Source organism: Methanomicrobia archaeon, from assembly GCA_011049045.1.
Lineage (GTDB): Archaea > Halobacteriota > Syntropharchaeia > Alkanophagales > Methanospirareceae > JACGMN01.
Genome location: DSCO01000054.1, coordinates 23,445 through 38,064, shown reverse-complemented (window position 1 = coordinate 38,064; position 14,620 = coordinate 23,445). Strand labels below are relative to the sequence as shown.

Here is a 14,620-nt window from a genome sequence, read left to right as displayed (position 1 = left end):
CTCAGCTCCCCGAGACTGGGGGCGAGCTCAGGGATACCATGGAGAATCTGTTCGAAGACCTGATAAACGACGGAGGGGTATTTGCCAACAAGGAAGTGCTTCGCGCGACCTATATTCCCGAACGGCTTCCGCACCGCTGGGAGCAGATCAAGGCGCTCGCCGACGTCCTCTCCTCGGCCTTAAAGGGTGAGACACCCTCGAACATCCTTATCTTCGGGAAAACCGGGACCGGCAAAACCTCCACGGTCAAATATGTGAGTAAGGAACTGGAGGCCATGGCGCAGAAAACCGGTGCCAAGTGCTCGATCCTTTATATCAACAGCGAGGTCTTCGATACGCAGTACCGGGTCTTCGCCTATCTTGCCCGGATCTTCAATAAACGGGTTCCGATGATCGGGTGGCCGACGGACATGGTCTACTCGGAATTCAAGACCGCGCTCGATGCTGAAGAGCGGCGCGTCATCATCACTCTCGATGAGGTCGACAAATTGGCGAGCAAGGGCGACGAAGCGCTCTACAACCTCTCCCGGATCAACGGCGAGCTCGATAACGCTCGGGTGAGCCTCATCGGGATCTCGAACGATCTAACCTTCACTGATCTCCTCGATCCGCGAGTAAAATCGTCATTGGGCGAGGAAGAGGTCATATTCCCGCCGTACAATGCCGAGCAGTTGAAAGATATCCTCTACGCGCGTGCGGGTAGGGCTTTTTATCCTGATGTGCTCGAGTGTGCCGTGATTCCGCTCTGTGCCGCGCTTGCCGCATCCGAGCATGGTGATGCGCGACGTGCGCTCGATCTCCTCCGGCTTTCAGGCGAGATTGCTGAACGCTTGGGCACGCGGACGGTGACTGAGGAGCACGTGCGGCAAGCGAGTGAGAGGCTGGAGATGAACCGTGTGACGGAGGTGGTCAAGACCTTGCCACTCCAATCGAAGATAGTACTCAGCAGTGTGTACTTGCTGTGCAAAGAACGGAACAAACGGCGGTTCTCGAGCGGTGAAGTGTATGCTATGTACCATCGCGTCTGCAATCAGCTGGACATGGATCCGCTGACGCAGCGCCGGGTCACCGATTTCGTCTCCGAACTCGACATCCTCGGGCTGATCAATGCCGTGATCGTGAGCAAGGGCAGGTACGGCAGGACCAAGGAGATCTCGCTCAGCATACCTGAGGAGTGCGTGCAGCCAGTGCTTCAAGAAGACTATAAACTTAAAGCCATATCTTCTATAAGAGTAGGGAAGCAGACAACATTTTAGGGGGATGAAAGATGGGCGATAAAGAAGGAAAGGGAAAATCGGTGTCCGGACATCTCAAGTTCGAGGTACCAGAGGAGTTACAGACCAAAGCACTGGAGGCAGTAGAACTGGCGAGAGCTACAGGATCGGTGAAGAAAGGCACCAACGAATCGACGAAGACGATCGAGCGTGGTCTGGCAAAGTTAGTGCTGATCAGCGAGGACATAACGCCAGCCGAGATAGTCATGCATCTGCCTCCGCTCTGTGAAGAGAAGGGCGTTCCGTACCTGTACGTGAAGAATCAGAAAGATCTCGGCTCTGCTTGCGGCATCAACAAAGGCTGCGCCTCTGTTGCCATCGTGGACCCCGGAAAAGCGGATGAGGCGATCAGCAAGATTGCAGAGGAATTGAAGACGCTGAAAGGGTAAGTCGAAAGAGTAACCGACCATACAGAGGAAATGAGCGAAGAGAAAGGGACACCTGCCGAGATCGTAGAAATCGTTGGCCGCACCGGTATGCATGGCGAATCCGTTCAGGTGAAATGCAAGATACTGGAAGGCGATAATAGAGGGCGAATAATTACGCGGAATTGCATTGGACCCATACGCGTCGGTGATATCTTGATGCTGGTGGAGACGGCGCGCGAGGTACGGAAACTAACACGGAGGTAACAGAACAGATGGAACAGCGATGCTCGTTCTGTGATACACGGCTCGCGCACGGAACCGGGAAGATGTTCGTGCGGCGCGACGGCACCGTCCTGTATTTCTGCAGCTCCAAATGCGAGCGGAATATGCTCAAGCTGCGCCGGAAGAGCAGGAAGTTGAAGTGGGCGGCGAGTGCCAAGGATTGATTGATGAGACCTGCCACCGTCCATTTTTAAGCTTCTTTACTCCTTGAAACGATCTTTTCGCGGTAACGTGGGGCGCTTGTCCGCCATACCACCTCAACGATTTCACGGCTGGGCGGCGAGAAGAACCACCCGGCTGATCTCGGATTCATCGGCCACGGTGTAGGGATACCCGACCGTCGCCAATTCGTCCGCAATTGCTGCCGCAAATGCGCGCACACGCGCATGCGGGGGCATTGCAGCCCGGGTTAGCCGCTTCCGCGAATACCCGAGATGCATATAGGCCTTCACCTCGATGAAGTCGGGACTGGCGCGACCCACCAGTGCCGCGTAGCCTGCCGGATTGAGCATGTTCATACCCGCGATACAGGTAATCCGAATAACGCGCCTCGTTTGCCCCTTTAACTGATGCATTACCTCCAGGGAGTCCAGGACCTGGTGCCATAAGTGAGCGTGCGCCGTTTTCTGGTACGTGGACTCGTCAGGCGCGTTTAACGAGAGGTACAACTGATAGGGACGAATCGAGCGGATCATCTCAGGCTTCGTACCGTTAGTTACCAGAAAGGTCGTCATACCACGCGCCTTAAACTGCTCGATCAGCTCCGTCAACTGTGGGTAGAGCGTCGGCTCACCGATGAGCGAGATCGCCACATGCTTGGGGTTCATCGCTTCTTCAAACAGCTCGCCGCTGGTCTTTGCCGAGCCCTTGAAGCCAGATATAAGCCGCTGCTGCTCCTGTAAGCACGCTTCAACGATCTCCTCGGGCGGATCCCAGATCACCGCCACCTCATCGCGATCGACGGTAACGGCTTCAAGGGGTCGCCAGCAATGAACACACCGCTGGTTACAGAAGATGGAGGGCGTCATCTGGACGCATCGATGCGCACGAATCCCGTAGAATTTACCTTTGTAACAGTTACCCTCACCGCGTAGCGATTTCCGTAGCCAGAGACACGTTTTCACCGCGCTATGCTGGTGCGTACCGACGAAGTGGTAACCCTGCCGTTCCAGGGTGAGCAGTGCTCCCTCAGCGTACTTCGATATAGCCCTCATCGCCATTCACGAGCACCTCCATACCATTTGTTATCACGTCGCCTTCGATCGGATCACGCTCAAGTGAGTCAACGACCGGAATCTCCGCAATAATTGCGCCCGCTGCGACAATCGTCCCCGCAGAACGCGTGACCATTGCAGCGGGAGCCTTTCCGTGCTGCTTGAGCTGGTAAATGACGTATGAGCCAACGGTTGAGCCCTTACCACCCGGGAAGATCAGCACACGATTCACGATGCTCTCCCCGCAGATATCTACCGATTGATCAACGATAATGCCCGTGAGCGGATCGACACCGCCCAGGAATGAGATCTTGTGCTGCGAGATCAACGCCTTCCCGCTCGCGATTCCTCGTGAGATGCTCCTGCCCTGGAGTTTCAGCACTCCACCCTGCGACTCTTCGCCGGTCATACGCACGGGCATGTCCTCGCTTTCTCCTGATGAGCGCTTCTGTTCTGTATAGAGACCAATTAGGATTTTATAAGGATAAGAGCCGAATAGTTACTTGAAGGCGATAATTATGGATGAGAGCGGGAGAGGAATAACGGAAAAAGAGCGTGCGCAGCAGGCGGAATTGCAATCGCTGCTCGTGCAACTGCGGCAATACCAAGCGCAGGCCGAGCAAACGACGCAGGAGTTACTCTTCGTTCGGCAAGCGATTGTTGAGCACGAAAAGGCGATCGAGACGATCAAACAGTTGAAGGAAATGAAACCGGGCAGCGAGCTACTCGTGCCCATCGGTGCTAATTCGTCTATTTACGTCACGCTCAGCAGTCCTGAGAAGATCATCTTGATGATTGGTGGCGGCATCAGTGCCGAGCGAGACCCTGAATCTTCAATCGCATACTTAGCCGGGAAGAAGACGGAGCTGGAGAATTCTCAGCGTGAGATGAACGAGCTTTTACAGCGGCTGGATCAGGAGGCGCAACGGTTACAGAAACGATTGCAAGAGCTCGCAGCACAATCGGAAGCCGGCCCGCGCGGAGCACGCCCGGCGTAGCAGAGCCTAGCGTAACCTATCGCCAGTTCAGTTACTTCGCCCGCAGGGGAAGGGCACGAACGAGTTCATTCAGAGAGACAAAATGTTCGATCGACTGAGGAAGAAGCTCACCGAGTTCCGGGAGACGGTGGTAGAGAAAATAAAGGAGAAAAGTGAGCGGGAAGACCAGGAGCGTGCGGAGGCAGGAGCGCCAAAGCCAACACCTGAGGAAAAGCGCGTGCCTCACACAAGCTCGAAGACGACGATCACGGAGCGAGGCCGTGCGTTCATCGAACGCGAAACGATCTTGGACGAGAAAGACCTGGAGGCACCGCTCAAAGAGCTGGAAAACGCGCTCCTGGAGAGCGACGTTGCTCTCTCCGTGGCGGAGGCGATCGTTGCAGGAGTGAAGCGTGAACTGGTCGGCGAGCATAAGAAATGGCGTGAGAACACCGAGGAATTGGTGAAGGATGCCATTAAGAACGCTATGTTGAAGATCTTTACTGCGGATAACCCCTTTGATTTTGACGAGTTTGTGGCTGCACATGAAAAGCCCGTTAATATCGTGTTCGTCGGGGTGAATGGCACGGGAAAGACGACGAGCATCGCGAAGATGGCGAAGAAACTACTTGATGCCGGCTATTCGGTCATATTTGCCTCTGCCGACACGTACCGTGCAGGCGCGACTGAGCAGATCGAGACGCACGCGGCAAACCTGGGCATCAAGGTGATCAAGCATCAGTATGGTGCAGACCCCGCTGCGGTCGTCTATGATGCGATGAACTATGCGCGCGCGCACGGCAGTGAGATCGTGCTCTCAGATACCGCGGGCAGGATGCACACCTCGGTGGATCTGATGGAGCAGTTGAAGAAGATCTGTCGCGTGACCAAGCCGGATCTCGTGATCTTTGTCGACGAGGCGGTCGCCGGTAATGACGCGGTTGAACGTGCGAAGAAGTTTGACGAGGCCGTGGGGATCGATGCTGGCATGTTAACGAAAGTAGATGTGGATGCCAAAGGTGGCGCGGCGATCTCTATCGCTCATGCGACCGCAAAGCCCATACTCTTCCTGGGCATTGGACAGGCGTATGACGATTTAAAGAGATTTGATGCGGAATGGCTCGTGGATCGGTTATTAGGTGAGAACCGAACCGCCGGCTAAACGAACAAACAGATAGAATAAAGGATAAGCATGGAGACGAGGTGAAAGACGAGAGATGTTTCCTGATGAGTTTAAAGATACCCTGGTACGGTTGGCTGAGACGGATGAGGATATACGGACCCTGTTGGGGCTCTTCGCGGTCCTGAAGAGCTATACGACAGAGGAATCGCTAGCGAAGAACTTTACGGCGCTTACGGGAAAGGACTGCAGGGATCCCTTACGGGTGCTGAAGCGCTGGGAGATCCTAAAGGTGGGTGCGAACGACGAATACCTCTGCCTCTCTGGCTACGAGGACATTTTTAACGAAACCATCGCGGCGTACGCCCCCCAGCCGGGAGATCTCCAGCACTTTCTCGAGCGCGCCCTGGCAGAGGGTGATCTCGCGGCGCTCAAGATGCTCGAACTGCTCGTGAAGATCGGTAAGCTCGGCATCTGTGGGTTCTCGCAATACGAACTCCTTCGCAGAGATCTCTCGAGCATATTCTCTTCATCTGCGTTCCGGCGGGTGGAAGAGCAGTTCATCAAAGAGCGCTCAGCGCTCTACGGAAAACGGCGCGATACTGAATTCCTGGCGCTGTTCCTGAGTGAGTCGGATCTCGAGCCCGTGAAACAGCGGTTTTACGCCTGGAAGCAGGAGCAACTCGCGGCCTCGCCGATGGTGACGCAGCTGGAAAAGATGCTCAAGGAGCAGGTCGCCGATGCGAGACGAGGAATACGCGATTACCGTACCAATCTGGCGACGCAGGCGGGCATGTCGGCGGAGGAGTTCGAAGACACCGTGGGGTATTTCAGCGGGTTCGACGTGGATGACACCTCGTTCTTCTTCACGAGCAACATGATTGTGGGGAAGGATAAGCTCTACGTCGCCGTGACCGACCAGTTATCGAGCTTTGACATACTGGACTGGAAGGACTATCCGGTTCTCTTCGTCCTCGAGGAGACCCCCAAATGGCTCGGTGATATGAACAATGTGTTCGCAAACGCGTATCCCAAGCTCAAAGATCGCAAGATAGCCCTCGTCGTTCCGGGTAGGGTAGGCTATGCGAATTACGAGCAGAGATTACTCTCGGACCTCGTAGAGCGACTGGGTGTTGATGAGCTAAAGGAGTTGCCACGGGCACTGAAACAGGATGAGACTGCGGTGGGCTCACAAGTCAGACCTCGTCCTGAATCGTAAGTAGGGCTGCATTTTCCGCACGGTAGGTATCCAGCGTTCGCCGCCTTGTAGTGCCGTCCGGGAAGACAGTGATCCACCCCCGCTTCTCGCCGATTACCCGTTCGCGCACGCAGCTCTTGCCAATCGCGGGATTTCCCAGAACACGGGCTGCGATCGCATATGCGCGCGCGATCTCCACGGGATAAGGATTCCGTGCGATCGGCTCGCGGCTCAACTCTGCCCTGAACCGATTGATACGGAAATCGATCGGCTCGTCAGCCTCGAGTGTTGCGAGGAATCCTGCGATCCGCTCTATTTCGCGATCATCGACGATGCCCGGTAGGTAAACGGTATTCACCACGAGCTTCACCTTGCCGTACGCAGTGCGGATATTCTCCAGTATCTTCCGGTTTGAGTACCCGGTGTACCACTCGTGCAATTGCTCATCAAAGGCTTTAAGATCGAACATGACCTCGCTCAATCCCGCCTCGATCAGCTCCTGCAGGTACGCATCATCCAGGAAATAGCCATGTGTATCGAGCACGATCTCTCGTACAACTTCGTGCAGCTGCGCGAGCAACGCCACGAGATACTCGCGATCCAGCGTCGGTTCGCCACCGGTGATTACTGCTTCTTCAAGCTGCGTATCGCCATAATACCGGTGTGCCGCGCTCTTCACCAGAGCCACCACCTGCTCAGCGGTCATCGGCTCCCCGATGGGCTCGCGTGCCAAGCTGAAACAGCCCCGGCAGCGGAAGTTACAGCCGGAGAGCGTGATCCAGACGCGCGGTTTCAGCTCGGACAGGGTGATGAAGGGGACGTGTCTGATACCCGTTTTTATCATGTGGTATATATAGCATATAGCTAGCTAACAGGCACCCAGGCGAATAAGCCTGAGTTGCGTTTTCTTCGGGAATAGGTTACAAGAGCGCCTTCGCCAGTCCCGCGAGCATACGGGGATTCCGTCGCACGAGTTCCATCAAGAGCCCCCAGGTCGAGAGCTCCGGTATCGCAACGCCCTGCAGGGACTGAGCCAGGGCGTTGAGGTCAGCATCGGAGAGCGTAAAGAAGAACTCCTTTGCCTTCAAGCCGGTATGTAACCGCTTCCCAAACTCCTTACGCCATCGCTTATCATACTCTAGCAAGCGCGTCTTGGAGACGTCGTTCTCCTGTACCGCATGCGCAATCACGTCGCCAGCGATCGTGCCCGCGCGCATTGCGTAGATGATGCCACCCCCGGTAAGCGGATTGACGTGCCAGGCCGCATCACCCACCAGCACGAGTCCGTCCGTTACGCTCTCACGTATCGGACCGCAGACCGGCACCGCGCCGCAGATCTCCGCGAGGATCTTGCCGTGGGGAAATTTCCGCTGGACAAAAGCGCGCAGATAATCAATCGCATGGTGCCCCTCACCAGAGCGATCGCCGCCGATGCCCAGACCCACGTTCGCGGTATCTTCACCCTTCGGGAATACCCAGGCGTAGCCGTTGGGCGCGATCTCGTTACCGAGGAAGAACTCCGAATGATCCTTGTTGATCTCGATGTCGCACATGAGGTACTCGGCGCAGACGTCCATATCCGCGGGTCGCAGCCGGGTATTCAGGCCTGCCCAGCAGCCGACGCGCGATTCCACACCGTCGGCACCTACCACGACCTTCGCGTAAATGCGTCTCGTCTCACCCGCGGCCATAGAGCGAATGACCACGCCCCGCGCACAGCCGTCCTCAGTGATGAGCCCGTAAGCTGCGGTTTTCACGCGCACCTCAGCCCCGGCACGCGCCGCTTCGTGTGCCAGCACCTTGTCGAAGATGCGCCGCTCGAGCACGTAGCCCACCTCCTCCATCTTCTCGCCCGACATTACCACCGGGGTGCCGTCAGGCGCGTAGATGTATGCGCCTTTCACCTCCGCGCAGATCCACTTCTTATCGGGCGTAATGAACTGCTCGATCGCCTTGTTCACGCCTTCCGCGCACTTCACGGGCACCCCGATCTCCTGGTTCCGCTCGAGCAGCAGGACGTCCAGGCCGCGTTCCGCGGCGGTCTTTGCCGTGAGACTTCCGGCAGGGCCTGCGCCAACGACAACAACGTCGTATCTCTCCTCAATCATCGCGATGGTAGTCCTTTCAGGGAATTGAGTCACCCAAGAACTGTTACAATCTACAGGATATAAATAGCTGCTTTGGGTATAGAGTATTAAGCAAGCAGTGCCATGAGCAGCGTCGAGCATGAGCGGTTTGAGATCAATGAGTTCAGCTATTATTGGGCCGTCGATGCCAAGCAGTTCAAAGCGAAGATCGAAAACGTCGAGACGATCATGATCGTCGGCTTCCCGCCGATGGGCAATGTCATCCCGTACCATTTGAAGGAACTCTTGAGCGACGCCGAGGAGATCGGGCATATCTACTCGTACGATTTCCCGCCCATGGTCGAGGCACGCGACGATGAATTTGAGATCCCGCACGATGAGCTCTGGTACAGTGCAGAAAAGCGTTTGTTCTGCTATGTCGGCAAGTATCCGGAGACCGAGTACATCCCGAAGTCGGCCTATAAACAGGCGGAAGGTGTGGCACAACTCGCACGCGCGCTGAACGTTAAGGAGCTCTACACAATCGGGGTCATCCTGCCGCAGCAAGAACCGTTCAAGAAGCCGGGCGGAGAAATAACGGCTTTTATTGGCTGTTTCGAAGGCTCGAAGAAGGAGATCCCGAAGAACATGCGGAAGATGACGCGCCGAAACATCGGCCGGTACACGATCATCAGGAAGACGGGACTGCTGCCGGGCTTGGCCGCGATGCTCGGGATCGAGAGCTACGCGATTCTCGGTGCGGGCACGTATCCCGAAGACTTACGAGCGTGCGCCCGTGCGCTGCAGGCGTTCAAGCAGCTCTCGGGCGTTGTGATCGAGGAGACGGCCGAGATCGAGGCGATGTTCGAGCGGAGCGCCGAAGCGCTTGAGGCACGGATGCGGGAGCAGCGAGAGAAGGCGAAAGCCGCGTACCGGGGTGAGGGTGTCGGTGCTGAGTCGAACGAATATATGTACGGGTGAGAGTAAATTACAACGGCACTTCTCCTCTCTGAAAAACATCCCACCCTATCTTACCATGGTTCTGATTCTATTCATACTTAACCCTTCGTGTCTTTCTCGGCACATGGTTACGCGTCGTAGCGGCGGCCTCCACTCGATTTAACGATCCTCGCAGGATCAGGGAGAAGACGAGGCTCTTTGTGCCTTAATTTCTTTATAAGCTTCCTGCTTCGTTAATACCCAATACACCGACTCTGCAAGGTGACGCGCGGTGGCCACGATCGCTATTTTAGCGCCTCTTCTCGCCTTCACCTTCTTCGAGATAGATCCGCTGGAATCTATTCGGCGTGGACGATAGTACTGCCGACCACGCGCTCTGGATCAATGCCCACCGGATAAAACCATTGCTCTGCCGGTTGATATGGCCGTACCGTACCTGATCGCCCGATTGCGCTACCTTTGGCGCCAGGCCTGCGTAGCAGACGAGCCCTTGAGGGCGGGAAAATTGGGCTACCTCTCCCAGTTCGCTCAGGATGAGCACCGCGTTATGGAGCCCGATGCCAGGTATGGTCCTCAACCATCCCACCTCCTCAGTCAACTCCGCCTTCTCTTCTAAGATCTGTTCGACCATGGTAATCCGCTCATTCAGCTCATCCAGCAGCTTCAGATAATTATCCAACGCCAACCGTCTCGACTCTCTAATCCTGACTGTTTCCAGAAACGCCCGTCCTTTCTTCCCGAAGAGATCACTCACTGCTGGCGGCTGCACTCTTTCCATAGTTAAGAGTGCATGCACGCGATTCTTAAGGGAGGTCCTGATTCGAACAAGACTCGCCCGGACGCCATTCCACTATCTTTTCAGGCCCACCATGAATAAGCAATACCGCCTGGTCAATCCAATCCATCAATAGCTGCTCACTGCTTGCTAAATGACAGACGCTTCATAGCCGCGATCCTGTTGCGCGACTTTTTTACGGCCAGTTACTTACTGATACCCCCCACCCCCGCTCCAGTTACGGTGATGGTGGTGCAACGACCCTGCCCACGAACGATTATACGCTGATAGCTAGCTAGCTAGCTAGCGGGCAGGCAGAGGCCTTTCGCGCCGAAGTACCGGCGGGTGTGTATGTGTGTAGCGCGTGTTTGCGCGCGCAGGACATACGGCGTTCAGGGACTACGTTTACGGTCACCCGATGCTGCGTCTCTCTCTGTTGCCTTCGTATCTCCGGTTCATTCAGACCTCAAGCCAGCCATCCACACACACGCAGCAACGTAGAGTAGAGAATTGATTTGCCGTACCGTAATCTCAGAGGCGTACAGTGAGACCGTATGAGCAAGCCCGGTAAGATTTTTTAGAAGGTACCAGGTAGTAGCTAGTGTAAGATAACGGGCAAAGAATTGCGGTTTCCGGTCCTGATTCTCTCGCTCTCTATCTCTCTGTTTATCGTATTATGAGAGGAACAGCTCTCTCACGTGGTGATAGTTGTCCAAGAACTCTTTGCCCTTATCAGTGGTCCAATAACTCGTGCCGGTATTTTCGATGAGGCCCCTCGCTTCGAGGAAGGGGATATATTTATCGACCCGCTTAAAATTGAGGTTGGCCTGATACACGATCTCCGTTTTAAGAGCGCCGTCCAGGCAGACCTTAAGGATATCGACGATGATCTCCAATTTCCCCCGTCGTGCTTTCGGTCCGCGACCTGAACCAGAAGATCCCCCTATGCCGGGCGCCGGCACCTGTGTGCGAATGTCTACATCCATCTGAGTACACCTCTTCCATGACCCATGGTACTGACTATAATAAAGGCAGGCAGTATAAATAACTTTCGGCTGTTTTTCCGGTGGAGGGAAACGTTGCTCGACGTGAGCAACGACCGGCCGGGTGCGCGGACGCGCGGACGCGGGAGGGGGGGTGCGCGCGCGTACGTACGTACGTTCTTAACCGGTCGTATAGTTTATTAAGGGCAATAGAGAAGGAGCTAGTAACGGTAAGATGAGGAAGGTAGTGGTTATCGGGATGGGCTACGTGGGCATACCGATCGCGGCCCTCTTCGCCGATGTAGCGGGCTTTCAGGTGGTTGGCATACAGCGACGGTCACAGCGCTCAGGCTGGAAGATCGCGTGGTTAAATGCGGGACGGAATCCCGTCGGCGGTGACGAGCCGGGGCTCTCTGAGTTGATCGCCCGCGTGGTGAAGAACGGAACCTTCCGCGTCACGGATGACTACGCAGCGTGCCATGATGCGGATGTTATACTGATCGACGTACAAACACCCACGGATGCAGCAGGAACGCCGCATTATGAGTCCTTGATAGCGGTAAGTAACCAGGTCGGCCGGTATCTGAAGCCGGGGACGCTGGTCGTGATCGAATCCACCGTGGCGCCCGGTACGACCACCAGGATCGTCAAGCCGCTTTTAGAAGACGCGTCCGGATTTGTAGCGGGGCGCGATTTTTACCTGGCCTTCTCGTATGAACGGGTGATGGTGGGCCGACTCATCAAGAATATCGTGCACCTGCCGCGTATCGTCGGCGGCGTCGATGAGGAGAGCGCGCGGCGTGGCGTTGAGCTCTATAGCCATATCGTGCAGGAGAAGATCTATCCCACCGATTCGCTTACCGCGGAGACCGCGAAGGTGGTGGAGAACGCGTATCGTGACGTGAACATCGCGTTTGCCAACGAGGTTGCGCTCATCTGCGAGAGTTTAGGTGTCGATGCCTTTGCGGTTCGCGAGCTGGTGAATACGCTGCCGAACGATCCCCTGCATCCTGCGTCCAATCCCGTCAGGAACATGCACTTCCCCGGCGCGGGCGTTGGCGGGCACTGCCTGCCCAAGGATTCATGGCTGCTGAAATACGGTGTGGACACGTTCGGCACCTTTACGGTAGATCCGCAGGTCATTCTGAGCAGCAGAGCTTTAAACCGGTGGATGCCGCTGCACATAGTGGAGCTACTGGATGAGGGTTTACGAGATGCAGGGCGCAACCTGGCATCGTCAAAGGTAGCTATTTTAGGTGTTGCGTTCCTCGAGAACTCAGATGATACGCGGAATACACCGTCACAGGACCTCTACGCGCATTTACAGGAACGAGGCGCTCAGCCAGTCCTCCATGACCCGTACGTGCGTGATTTTGAGCTGCCCTTTACCGCGGATATCACGGAAGCGGTGGACGGCGCGGATGCGGTTGCCCTCGTGACCCTGCACCGCGCTTATCGTGAGCTGTCACTCGAATCGCTCAAGCGGTTGATGCGTACGCCGGTGCTCGTGGACGGCCGAAACGCATTTGACAAGGCGACCTGTGAGGCGGCGGGTTTCATTTATAAGGGTGTGGGCAAACCCCGTTGAGCCGTGTGGTAGTGGATGGTTGGTGGGACAGCGTGCTTACCGTATCGCGGTTCGCAGTCGCGATACGAGCTGCGCGTCCACAGTGACCGTCCTGCCACAGAGCGGGCAGTGGAGTAACCCGTCTTCGCGTGTCTGGCCCTCGACGGGCAGTTTCGTACCGCAGCAGCACACGAATCCCCGGAGCTCTGCGGGATTGCCGTAAACGAGTCCAAACGGCGTGACGTCCTTCGTAACGACCGACCCAGCCCCGACGATCGCGTACTCGTGAATGGTCACGCCGCACATCACGGTGGCATTGGCACCGATACTCGCGCCCTTCTCAACGAGTGTGGGCAGGATCATCCCCTCGCACCACAGGAACGCGCGGGGGTACCGGTCATTGGTGAAGGTAACGGCCGGCCCGACGAAGACCTCATCCTCGAGTCGCACGCCCTGATAGACGGATGCGAAGTTCTGGATCTTCACGCCGTCGCCGATCTCGACATTCGTATCTATATACACGCTCTTGCCGATGCTGCACCGTTTCCCTATCCGTGCGCCCGCTCGAACATGAACGAAGTGCCATATCTTCGTGCCCTCACCGATCTCCTCGGTCTCGACCACGGCCGTAGGGTGTTTATAATAGGTCATGGTTCAGTGCGTTAAGCGTCATGGTTCAGTGCGTTAAGCGTCATTGCCCAGACTATTAATCGTCTCCACGATATACTCGAGATCTGCGGGTGTTACTGCCGGATGCACCGGCAGGCTCAGTATCTTCTGCGCGATCGCCGCGGCATTCGGGCAGCGGACCGCGTCATCGGTATATCCCAACCGCTGATAGAGCGGCTGCTGGTGAACGGGTAGTGGATAATGGATAGCGCAGCCGATCCCGCGCTCCTGAAGCTGGCGCATGAGCTCGTCGCGCGAGAGCGGGAACTCAGCCTCAACGGTGACCGCGTACTGGTGGTAGACGTGTGTCACGCCCTCGCGGGTGCGGGGCAGGTTGAGCCCCGGTGCGGTGAGGTGTTGCGAGAGATACGCGGCATTCGCGCGGCGTTTGGCATTGAACGCGTCCAGTTTCTGGAGCTGGGCGAGCCCGATCGCCGCTTCGAGATTGGTCATGCGGTGATTATAGCCGAGCAGGGTATGCTGGTACTTGCCGCTATCGCCGTGGTTCCGCAATAACCGCAGTGTCGCTGCGCTTTGCTCGCTGCTGGTCGTGATCATGCCGCCTTCGCCGGTGGTCATGTTCTTGGTAGGGTAGAACGAGAAGCAGCCGATCCCAAAGCTCCCGACCTTATGCCCCCGGTAGTCCGCGCCGTGCGCCTGTGCGCAATCCTCGATCAGTGCGAGCTGATGATCAGCACAGATCTCCTGCAGCGCGTGCAGCTCACCGGGCAGCCCAAAGAGGTGTACGCAGATGATCGCGCGTGTGCGCGGGGTGACTTTCTCGAGCAGGTCATCGGGATCGAGGTTGCAGGTCTGCGGATCCACATCGGCGAAGATGGGCCGAGCGCCCTGGAACAGTACGGCGTTGGCGGTCGCGATGAAGGTAAATGCGGGTGTGATCACCTCGTCACCGGGCCGGATGCCAGCGGCCTTCAAGGCCAGATCAAGCGCGACGGTCCCGTTACTAACCGCGACGGCGTTCGTTACGCCGCAGTAGCGAGCAAACCGCCGCTCGAATTCCGCGACGTACTCGCCCTGCGCGAGCATCCCGGACTGTAACACTTCAGTGACGAGTCGTGCCTCCTCGTCGCCGATCAGCGGCTTAGCGATTGGTATGGCGCGTGTCATATGAACTCACTCACGGTCTTTACTGGAATTCAACACAGC

The 14,620-nt window shown here is 56.5% G+C and carries 17 protein-coding genes; 9 read left to right on the top strand and 8 right to left on the bottom strand.

Features of this window, described 5'->3' with window-relative positions:
• Window positions 1–38: 38 nt before the first annotated feature.
• Genes ENN68_06980 through ENN68_06965 form a run of 4 tightly spaced genes read left to right on the top strand, consistent with a single transcriptional unit; the run spans window position 39 to window position 2,088 of the window.
• On the top strand, window positions 39–1,256 hold the full coding sequence (locus tag ENN68_06980) for an ORC1-type DNA replication protein (GenBank protein ID HDS45816.1): 1,218 nt from the start codon (window positions 39–41) through the stop codon (window positions 1,254–1,256).
• An 11-nt stretch (window positions 1,257–1,267) separates the two neighbouring features.
• Window positions 1,268–1,663 (top strand): 50S ribosomal protein L7ae, encoded by a 396-nt coding sequence (locus ENN68_06975; protein ID HDS45815.1) that lies wholly within the window; start codon window positions 1,268–1,270, stop codon window positions 1,661–1,663.
• A 30-nt stretch (window positions 1,664–1,693) separates the two neighbouring features.
• Window positions 1,694–1,906, top strand: coding sequence for a 30S ribosomal protein S28e (locus ENN68_06970; GenBank protein ID HDS45814.1), 213 nt, complete (start codon window positions 1,694–1,696; stop codon window positions 1,904–1,906).
• Window positions 1,907–1,914: 8 nt separating this feature from the next.
• Window positions 1,915–2,088 (top strand): 50S ribosomal protein L24e, encoded by a 174-nt coding sequence (locus tag ENN68_06965; protein ID HDS45813.1) that lies wholly within the window; start codon window positions 1,915–1,917, stop codon window positions 2,086–2,088.
• A gap of 102 nt (window positions 2,089–2,190) precedes the next feature.
• Here ENN68_06965 and ENN68_06960 read toward each other — a convergent pair whose 3' ends face one another.
• Together ENN68_06960 and ENN68_06955 are read right to left on the bottom strand one after the other, a co-directional pair.
• On the bottom strand, window positions 2,191–3,138 hold the full coding sequence (locus ENN68_06960; GenBank protein HDS45812.1) for a 4-demethylwyosine synthase TYW1: 948 nt from the start codon (window positions 3,136–3,138) through the stop codon (window positions 2,191–2,193).
• The gene (locus ENN68_06955) at window positions 3,113–3,517 is read right to left on the bottom strand and encodes a DUF126 domain-containing protein (protein ID HDS45811.1); all 405 of its coding nucleotides are present in this window, start codon (window positions 3,515–3,517) and stop codon (window positions 3,113–3,115) included. Before ENN68_06955 ends, ENN68_06960 begins: the two co-directional genes overlap by 26 nt.
• Before the next feature lie 124 nt (window positions 3,518–3,641).
• Here ENN68_06955 and pfdA point away from each other — a divergent pair, with 124 nt between their 5' ends.
• From pfdA to ENN68_06940, 3 genes are all read left to right on the top strand, one after another.
• Window positions 3,642–4,136 carry a prefoldin subunit alpha gene (pfdA, locus tag ENN68_06950; protein ID HDS45810.1) on the top strand — a complete coding sequence of 165 codons (495 nt, stop codon included), beginning with the start codon at window positions 3,642–3,644 and terminating at the stop codon, window positions 4,134–4,136.
• Window positions 4,137–4,218: 82 nt separating this feature from the next.
• Complete coding sequence (gene ftsY, locus ENN68_06945; protein ID HDS45809.1) at window positions 4,219–5,277, top strand: signal recognition particle-docking protein FtsY; 1,059 nt, start codon at window positions 4,219–4,221, stop codon at window positions 5,275–5,277.
• A gap of 55 nt (window positions 5,278–5,332) precedes the next feature.
• Complete coding sequence (locus ENN68_06940; GenBank protein ID HDS45808.1) at window positions 5,333–6,454, top strand: hypothetical protein; 1,122 nt, start codon at window positions 5,333–5,335, stop codon at window positions 6,452–6,454.
• On the opposite strand, the gene ENN68_06935 is transcribed toward ENN68_06940, so the two are convergent.
• Both ENN68_06935 and ENN68_06930 read right to left on the bottom strand, forming a co-directional pair.
• Window positions 6,432–7,277 carry a radical SAM protein gene (locus ENN68_06935; protein HDS45807.1) on the bottom strand — a complete coding sequence of 282 codons (846 nt, stop codon included), beginning with the start codon at window positions 7,275–7,277 and terminating at the stop codon, window positions 6,432–6,434. The genes ENN68_06940 and ENN68_06935 overlap by 23 nt on opposite strands.
• A 76-nt stretch (window positions 7,278–7,353) precedes the next feature.
• A complete protein-coding gene (locus ENN68_06930) occupies window positions 7,354–8,538 on the bottom strand; it encodes an NAD(P)/FAD-dependent oxidoreductase (protein ID HDS45806.1) in 1,185 nt (394 codons plus the stop codon).
• Between the two features lie 105 nt (window positions 8,539–8,643).
• On the opposite strand from ENN68_06930, the gene ENN68_06925 reads away from it, so the two are divergent.
• On the top strand, window positions 8,644–9,480 hold the full coding sequence (locus ENN68_06925) for a hypothetical protein (GenBank protein HDS45805.1): 837 nt from the start codon (window positions 8,644–8,646) through the stop codon (window positions 9,478–9,480).
• 268 nt (window positions 9,481–9,748) lie between these two features.
• Here the strand turns inward: ENN68_06925 and ENN68_06920 are convergent, their stop codons facing one another.
• Together ENN68_06920 and ENN68_06915 are read right to left on the bottom strand one after the other, a co-directional pair.
• Window positions 9,749–10,237, bottom strand: a complete 489-nt coding sequence (locus tag ENN68_06920) for an IS110 family transposase (protein HDS45804.1) — start codon at window positions 10,235–10,237, stop codon at window positions 9,749–9,751.
• A gap of 671 nt (window positions 10,238–10,908) precedes the next feature.
• The gene (locus ENN68_06915) at window positions 10,909–11,220 is read right to left on the bottom strand and encodes a hypothetical protein (GenBank protein ID HDS45803.1); all 312 of its coding nucleotides are present in this window, start codon (window positions 11,218–11,220) and stop codon (window positions 10,909–10,911) included.
• A 232-nt stretch (window positions 11,221–11,452) separates the two neighbouring features.
• Between ENN68_06915 and ENN68_06910 the strand changes: the two genes are divergently transcribed.
• Window positions 11,453–12,805, top strand: coding sequence for a nucleotide sugar dehydrogenase (locus ENN68_06910; protein HDS45802.1), 1,353 nt, complete (start codon window positions 11,453–11,455; stop codon window positions 12,803–12,805).
• 36 nt (window positions 12,806–12,841) lie between these two features.
• Here the strand turns inward: ENN68_06910 and ENN68_06905 are convergent, their stop codons facing one another.
• Both ENN68_06905 and ENN68_06900 read right to left on the bottom strand, forming a co-directional pair.
• Window positions 12,842–13,435, bottom strand: a complete 594-nt coding sequence (locus tag ENN68_06905; protein HDS45801.1) for an N-acetyltransferase — start codon at window positions 13,433–13,435, stop codon at window positions 12,842–12,844.
• A 33-nt stretch (window positions 13,436–13,468) separates the two neighbouring features.
• The gene (locus ENN68_06900) at window positions 13,469–14,581 is read right to left on the bottom strand and encodes a DegT/DnrJ/EryC1/StrS family aminotransferase (protein HDS45800.1); all 1,113 of its coding nucleotides are present in this window, start codon (window positions 14,579–14,581) and stop codon (window positions 13,469–13,471) included.
• Between the last annotated feature and the right edge of the window lie 39 nt (window positions 14,582–14,620).